This window comes from Rhodoferax sp. OV413, assembly GCF_945881795.1.
GTDB lineage: Bacteria > Pseudomonadota > Gammaproteobacteria > Burkholderiales > Burkholderiaceae_C > Allorhodoferax.
Genome location: NZ_CAMCVG010000099.1, coordinates 1 through 7,466 on the forward strand (window position 1 = coordinate 1; position 7,466 = coordinate 7,466).

A 7,466-nucleotide genomic window follows, 5' to 3' on the forward strand; every position below is an offset into this window, starting at 1 on the left:
TGGCTGTTCGCCTGCTGCAGTTGAAGACTTAAATCAGACATGGGGGACCTGACCTAAAGACTCCCCACAGGGGGATGCACCAAAGTGCGCGGTGAATCGGAGCCGGCCATCCCGGAGTCGGGTGGTCGGTGGCGGGAGGGCGGATTGTACCCGCGCGTGCACTGCAGTAAGCAGCGGCAAGGCTGGAGCACCTAAAATCACGTTTTGTTCCTTTATTCGCTCCATGCCCAAGGCCAGTTCCCCCGCCCCACACGCTATCCCCGGCGCCACTCCCCAAGCCACCACGCAGGCACTGCCCGGCACCTTTGAGGAGGCTATGGCCGAACTCGAGCAGATGGTGGCCCGCCTGGAGTCAGGCGACCTGCCACTCGACCAGTTGCTGACCCACTACCAACGCGGCGCCGCTCTGCTGCAGCAGTGCCGCGAAAAACTTCAGGCGGTGGAGGACCAGATCAAGGTCCTGGACGACGGCGTGCTCAAGCCGTGGAAGCCCTGATGAGCGCGCAGCCTATGCCCGAACTACACGGGGATTTCGAGGCCTGGACCCGGGAGCGCCTGGCCCGCGTTGAGCGCGCTCTGGGTGATTGGATCAGCACTGCGGCCCCCGCAGGCTCCCGGCACGGCGCGCCCGCTGCACTGGTAAGTGCCATGCGCTACGCGGTGCTCGATGGCGGTAAGCGTCTGCGCCCATTGCTGGTTCTCGCTTCCCACGAAGCGGCGGCGCGATTGGGGCAAGCGTGCGAGGTTGCGGCACTGCGAGCGGCCTGTTCGGTGGAACTGATCCACGCCTATTCGCTGGTGCACGACGACATGCCCTGCATGGACAACGACGTGCTGCGCCGCGGCAAGCCCACGGTGCATGTGCAGTTCGGAGAGGCATCTGCCTTGCTGGCCGGTGACGCACTGCAGGCCCTGGCATTTGAGTTTTTAACGCCCGCAGCAGGCTCCGCAGTTGAGCCCGAGAGCATCCCGGACTCGGTGCAGGCTTGTTTGTGCGGCATCCTCGCCCGTGCGGCCGGCAGTGCCGGCATGGCGGGCGGGCAGGCGATTGATCTGGCCAGCGTCGGACAACCCTTGTCGGAAGCCCAGCTGCGAGAAATGCACCAGCTCAAGACCGGCGCACTCCTGCAAGCCAGCGTGGTGATGGGCGCGCACTGTGCCCAGGCTCCCGCGCGGGTGCTTGCGGCACTCAAAGACTACGGAGCAGCCATTGGTCTCGCGTTTCAGGTGGTGGACGATATTCTGGATGTCACCGCCGACTCCGCCACGCTGGGCAAGACGGCCGGCAAAGATGCGGACAATGAGAAGCCCACCTATGTCTCCCTGATGGGCCTGCAGGCCAGCCGTGACTATGCGCACAATTTGCATGCTCAAGCGCTGCAGGCGCTCGATGCCAGCGGCCTGCCGGACACCGCCACCCTGCGCGCTTTGGCAGGCATGGTGGTGCACCGAGCCCACTGAATCTGCGTCAGCAGCTACGAAAAGAATAGCAAATGTCCCATAACACCTCCAACGCCACCCCCTTGCTGGCCACCATCGACGACCCCGCCGCGTTGCGCCGGATGCCGCGCGCCCAGTTGCGGACCCTGGCAGATGAGTTGCGCACCTACTTGCTCGAGAGTGTCTCGCGCACCGGCGGGCACCTCAGCTCCAACCTCGGCACGGTGGAGCTCACTGTGGCGTTGCACTACGTGTTCAACACGCCGCATGACCGCATCGTGTGGGACGTGGGCCACCAGACCTACCCGCACAAAATCCTCACAGGCCGGCGCGACCGCATGCACAGCCTGCGCCAGTACGGCGGTTTGTCCGGCTTCCCTCGGCGCGACGAGAGCGAGTACGACACCTTCGGCACCGCCCACTCCAGTACCTCCATCTCAGCCGCACTGGGTATGGCGCTGGCCGCCCGCATCAAGGGTGAAGACCGCTATGCGGTGGCGGTGATTGGCGACGGCGCCATGACCGCCGGCATGGCCTTCGAAGCGCTCAATAACGCAGGAGTCGAAGACTGCAAGCTGCTGGTCATTCTCAACGACAACGACATGAGCATCAGCCCGCCGGTGGGTGCGCTGAACCGCTACCTGGCGCAACTCATGAGTGGCCAGTTTTATGCTGCCGCCAAGAGCGTGGGAAAGACCGTGCTGAAGGGCGCGCCACCCTTGTTTGAGTTGGCCAAGCGGCTCGAAGAACACGCCAAAGGCATGGTGGTGCCGGCTACGCTGTTTGAAAAGTTCGGCTTTAACTACATCGGCCCCATCGACGGTCACGACCTCGATTCACTCATCCCCACGCTGGAAAACATCAAGCACCTGCAAGGCCCGCAGTTTTTGCACGTGGTGACCAAGAAAGGGCAGGGCTACAAGCTGGCTGAGGCCGACCCGGTGGCCTACCACGGGCCGGGCAAGTTTGACCCCGCGGTGGGGCTGGTCAAGTCGGCAGTGCCCGCCAAGACCACCTTCACCCAGGTGTTCGGCCAATGGCTGTGCGACATGGCCGCCGCCGACGCGCGGCTGGTGGGCATTACACCCGCCATGCGCGAAGGTTCCGGCATGGTGGAGTTTGAGAGGCGCTTCCCTGAGCGCTACTTCGATGTGGGTATTGCCGAGCAGCACGCCGTGACCTTTGCCGGCGGCCTGGCCACCGAGGGTCTCAAGCCGGTGGTAGCGATTTACTCCACCTTCTTGCAGCGTGCTTATGACCAGCTGATCCACGATGTGGCACTGCAAAACCTGCCGGTGGTTTTTGCTCTGGACCGGGCGGGTTTGGTGGGTGCCGATGGCGCCACCCATGCGGGGGCGTATGACATTCCCTTTCTGCGCTGTATTCCGAATATGAGCATCGCCTGCCCGGCAGACGAAAACGAATGCCGCCTGTTGCTTAGCACTGCTTTTGCACAAAATCACCCGGTGGCCGTGCGCTATCCGCGCGGCAGCGGTGTGGGGGTACCGGTCAGCAGCGCGCTGGAGGGCTTGCCCTTTGGCAAGGGTGAAATTCGCCGCCAGGGAAAGAGCATCGCCATTCTGGCCTTCGGTACGCTGCTGCAGCCCGCATTGGCGGCGGCAGAGCGGCTGGATGCCACGGTGGTCAACATGCGCTGGGCCAAACCTCTGGATGTCGGGCTGCTGCTTCAGGTGGCGCAAAGCCACAGCGCGCTGGTGACTGTGGAAGAAGGTGCCACTCTGGGCGGCGCGGGCAGCGCAGTGCTGGAGGCTTTACAGGCCGCGCAGCTTGCGGTACCGGTGCTGCAACTGGGCCTGGCCGATGAGTTTATCGAGCACGGCGACCCGGTGCAGCTGCTCAAAATGCAGGGCCTGGACGCGGCCGGCATCGAGGCGTCAATTTGCGGGCGATTTGCAGGCCTGCTGCCTACGCGGCAGGCCTGATGGCGAGGCGGGCTTTCTGGAGCGCTTTGCGAGGGAAAACCCCCTCCATCGCTCGCCCTTGCTTTCCAAAAATGTGATTAAACTCAAAGTTGATTTGCTGCGGACTGTCCCCGCGTGCAAGTCCGCTGATAACCTCAATCAAGGAGAAGTTCGAATGGATCGTCGCTCAATCATTAAAAACGCCGGTATCGCCGGTGTTCTGGCCGCAGGTGTTGCCCCTGCAGTGCATGCGCAAGCTGCAGTTCGCTGGCGCCTGGCCTCCAGCTTCCCTAAGGCACTGGACACAATTTTTGGCGCAGCAGAAATTTTTGCGAAGCACGTGAAAGAAATGTCCGGCGGCAAGTTTGAAATTTCGGTGCACGCGGCCGGTGAAATCGCTCCCGCCTTCGGCGTGGTCGATGCCGTGCAGCAAGGCTCCTTGGAATGCGCGCACACCGCTCCTTATTACTTCTTTGGTAAGAACGAAGCGTTTGCCCTTGGTTGCGCCATTCCCTTCGGCCTGAACAGCCGACAAATGACGGCCTGGATGTTCCAGGGCAACGGCATGAAACTGATGCGTGAGTTCTATGCCAAATACAACATCGTGAACTTCCCGATGGGCAACACCGGCGCGCAAATGGGCGGTTGGTACCGCAAGGAAATCAAGTCTGTCGCCGACCTGAAGGGCCTGAAATTCCGCACCGGTGGTTTCCCCGGCAAGGTGATGGAAAAGTTGGGTGTGGTTCCGCAAAACATTCCCGGCGGTGAAATCTACACCGCGCTGGAAAAAGGCACCATCGACGCGGCCGAGTGGATTGGCCCGTACGACGACCAGAAGCTGGGCTTCAACAAGGTGGCTCCGTTTTATTACTACCCCGGCTGGTGGGAGGGTGGCCCTCAGTTGGACCTTTTCATCAACCAGAAGGCCTTTGAGGCGCTGTCTCCCGAAAACAAATCGATCGTGGAAAACGCAGCGGCCTATGCCCACCTCGACATGCAAGCCAAGTACGACGCCCGCAACCCTGGCGCCCTGAAGCAGCTGGTCGGCAGCGGCACCAAGCTGCGTCCTTTCCCTAACGACGTGTTGGTGGCAGCGTTCAAGGCGTCCGAAGAAACCTATGCAGAGTTGAATGCCAAGAACGAAGACTGGAAGAAGATCTACGCGGACTACTCCAAGTTCCGTGCAGAGTCCAACCTGTGGTTCCGTTTCACCGAAGCCAAGTTCGACACTTTCATGCAGGCGCAGAAGCTGTAATACGCCTCGCGGAAAGAGAAAAACCGCGCCTTGGCGCGGTTTTTTTATGTCACTTTGCGATGCCGGTCATCGGCTTGGCGGGCGTGCGCAGCACTCGCCTGGCGGGTCAGCGCGGTTCCCGCAGGGTGGCCAGCTCAAGCTCCAGCCGCTTGAACTCGTCCAACATTGCGGTGTCGGCTGCGTAGAAGACCAACAGCTTTCCGGTGAAACTTTTGGTGTAGAGGCGCGGTGCAATCAGCCACTCCAGGCCGCGGATGCGGATGAGCTTGGCGTAGGCCATATTGCTGAGTTCCAGGCGCTTGGACCACATCCAAGACTGCTCGATGTCGCGCCCGGTCAGGCGCGTGCGGCCTGTCACGACGAACCAGGCGGTGCAGGCCATCATTCCCCACGGTAACCACAGCCAGCTGACGGGGAGGCTTCCAGCCTCGGCTGCCGGCGCTCCCCGCTGCAACTGCAGCAACCATACTGCAGCACATGCCAGCAAGGCCAACGCGATGACCTTGAAAGCCAGCCCGTAGGCCGCGCACTCGATTTCTCCACCCCGCGGGGTGAAGACCGCTTTGTCGTCTTCCGACGCGTTGCTTTCTGTCGGGTTCACTGCGTGCTCCTGCAAAAAAAGCCCCAACCGGCGCGTCGGGGCTTAGTGGCCCCGGTGCGGGGCGGAAGGGCAAAAAGACTCGTTGGTGATTACTTCTTGAACAGATCGTCAATCTTCTTTTGCTCGTCGGCCTCAGCCTGCGCTGCCGCTTTGGCGGCGTCTTCCGGGCTGGCGTTCAGGCCGGAGTCTTCGGATTTGAGCTCGGCCTTGGGCAGAGGCTCTTCTGCCGGCATTTCGATCACGACTTTGTCGATGTCAACCACCACTTTCTCGTCCAGGAACATGGTGACCGATTGCGGCACAAAGATCACCACCACAACCAGAATGATTTGCATGATCACCCACGGGATGGCGCCAAGGTAAATGTCGTTCGACAAAACCGGCTTGGGGATTCGTTTTTCCTTGAACAGCGTGTCCGCAATGCCGCGCAAATAGAACAGCGCGAAACCAAAGGGCGGGTGCATGAAGCTGGTCTGCAGGTTCACGCACAGCAGCACGCCGAACCAGATCAGGTCGATGCCCAACTTGTCGGCCACGGGCGCGAGCATTGGTACGATGATGAAGGCGATTTCAAAGAAGTCCAGGAAGAAGGCCAAGAAGAACACAAAGATGTTCACCACAATCAGGAAGCCCACCTGACCGCCGGGCAAGCCGGTCAGCAGGTGCTCCACCCATTTGCCCCCGTCCACACCCTGGAACACCTGGCTGAATACGCGCGAACCAATCAGGATGAACACCACCATGGCAGTGAGGCGCATGGTGCCGGTCATGGCCTGCCAGATCAGGGAAGGCGTGAGGCGCTTGGACAAGGCGGCCAGCAGCAGCGCGCCAATGACACCCATGGCCCCGGCCTCGGTGGGCGTGGCTATGGCAGTCTTCTGGAAGGGCAGTCCGCCCATGGAACCCAGCACCGCAAAAATCAGCAAGGCCGAGGGGATGATGCCCCTCAGGCACTTGGCCCACAGCGCCCAGCCGTCGAGCGTCCGCGCTGTTTTTGGAATGCCGGGAAGGTAAGAGGGCTTGATGCGGGAGAGCGCAAAGGTGTAAGCCGCGAACATGAGCACCTGCAGGATGGAGGGCCCCCAGGCACCCTTGTACATGTCACCCACCGGCTGGCCCAGCTGGTCGGCCAGAACCACCAGCACCAGCGAGGGCGGCACCAGCTGGGTGATGGTGCCCGAGGCGGCCAGCACGCCGGTGGCATAACGCATGTTGTAGTTGTAGTTCATCATCACCGGCAGCGAAATCAGGGCCATCGCAATCACTTGGCCTGCCACAGTACCGGTAATGGCGCCCAGGATGAAGCCCACGATGATGACCGAGTAGCCCACGCCGCCGCGCACCGGCCCGAAGAGCTGGCCCATGGAATCGAGCATGTCTTCGGCCAGGCCGCACTTTTCGAGGATGGTGCCCATGAAGGTGAAGAAGGGGATGGCCAGCAGCAGCTCGTTGTTCAAAATCGAGAACAACGAGATCGGCAGGTTGCCCATGAAGGCGGCGGGAAACCATCCCATCTCGATGGCGAAAAAGCCGCTGGCCAGGCCCAGTGCCGCCAGAGAAAAGGCGACCGGAAAGCCGATCAACATGATGATGACCAGGCCCGCAAACATCAGCGGGGGGAAGTGTTCCATTTGCATACGTAGATCCAGTGTTTCTTGGGGGTACGGGCGGCGGCTTACTGCAGCGGCTTTTCGTAGTGGGTGTCCATGGTGTACTTGCCCTGCAAGTACGCCACCCGCTTGATGATTTCTGCCACGCCCTGCAGCCAGACCATGGCAAAGCCCAGGGGCATGGCCAACACCGCAGGCCAGCGGATCAGGCCGCCGGCGTTTTGCGACATTTCGCCGGACATAAAGATGCCCCAGAAATACTTGGATGTCAGGTACGCCAGCAGGCCGATGACCGGCAGCAGGAAGAACACCAGGCCAAACAGATCCACATAGACCGGCTGGTTGCCCTTGAGCTTGCCGTAGATCAGGTCAACCCGCACGTGCTCATTGACCTTGAGCACCAGCGGCGCACCGACCATCACGGTGTAGGCAAACAGGTACCACTGGATTTCAATCCAGCCGTTTGAGGTGAGGCCCAGCCCGTAGCGGATGAAGGCATTGCCGGCGCTAATCAGCGCGGCCAGCAGCACTGTCCAGGCGGCCAAGGTGCCCAGCTTGCTGCTGATCCAGTCCATGCCGGAGGCGAATTTCAAGAGTGCATTCACAAAAAGTCTCCATGTCGTCAACTGCGCACAGTG

The 7,466-nt window shown here is 61.4% G+C and carries 7 protein-coding genes; 4 read left to right on the forward strand and 3 right to left on the reverse strand.

All coding sequences use genetic code 11. The features are described 5' to 3' along the window. The first annotated feature begins 223 nt into the window (after positions 1–223). The 4 genes from xseB (at position 224) to Q0O05_RS10575 (ending at position 4,617) form a co-directional block, all read left to right on the forward strand. Positions 224–496, forward strand: coding sequence for an exodeoxyribonuclease VII small subunit (xseB, locus tag Q0O05_RS10560; RefSeq protein ID WP_293662808.1), 273 nt, complete (start codon positions 224–226; stop codon positions 494–496). Continuing rightward, positions 496–1,461, forward strand: a complete 966-nt coding sequence (locus tag Q0O05_RS10565) for a polyprenyl synthetase family protein (RefSeq protein ID WP_293662810.1) — start codon at positions 496–498, stop codon at positions 1,459–1,461. The genes xseB and Q0O05_RS10565 overlap by 1 nt, the downstream gene beginning before the upstream one ends. A 32-nt stretch (positions 1,462–1,493) precedes the next feature. Further along, positions 1,494–3,383: a 1-deoxy-D-xylulose-5-phosphate synthase gene (dxs, locus tag Q0O05_RS10570; protein WP_293662812.1), complete on the forward strand. Its 1,890-nt coding sequence runs from the start codon at positions 1,494–1,496 to the stop codon at positions 3,381–3,383. 154 nt (positions 3,384–3,537) lie between these two features. Then, positions 3,538–4,617, forward strand: a complete 1,080-nt coding sequence (locus Q0O05_RS10575) for a TRAP transporter substrate-binding protein (protein WP_293662814.1) — start codon at positions 3,538–3,540, stop codon at positions 4,615–4,617. Between the two features lie 106 nt (positions 4,618–4,723). Here the strand turns inward: Q0O05_RS10575 and Q0O05_RS10580 are convergent, their stop codons facing one another. The 3 genes from Q0O05_RS10580 to Q0O05_RS10590 all read right to left on the reverse strand — a co-directional run bounded on the left by Q0O05_RS10580 (position 4,724) and on the right by Q0O05_RS10590 (position 7,433). Continuing rightward, positions 4,724–5,218 (reverse strand): hypothetical protein, encoded by a 495-nt coding sequence (locus tag Q0O05_RS10580; RefSeq protein WP_293662816.1) that lies wholly within the window; start codon positions 5,216–5,218, stop codon positions 4,724–4,726. Positions 5,219–5,307: 89 nt separating this feature from the next. Beyond that, positions 5,308–6,855: a TRAP transporter large permease subunit gene (locus Q0O05_RS10585; RefSeq protein ID WP_293662818.1), complete on the reverse strand. Its 1,548-nt coding sequence runs from the start codon at positions 6,853–6,855 to the stop codon at positions 5,308–5,310. 38 nt (positions 6,856–6,893) lie between these two features. Further along, the gene (locus tag Q0O05_RS10590; protein WP_293662820.1) at positions 6,894–7,433 is read right to left on the reverse strand and encodes a TRAP transporter small permease subunit; all 540 of its coding nucleotides are present in this window, start codon (positions 7,431–7,433) and stop codon (positions 6,894–6,896) included. Positions 7,434–7,466: the final 33 nt, after the last annotated feature.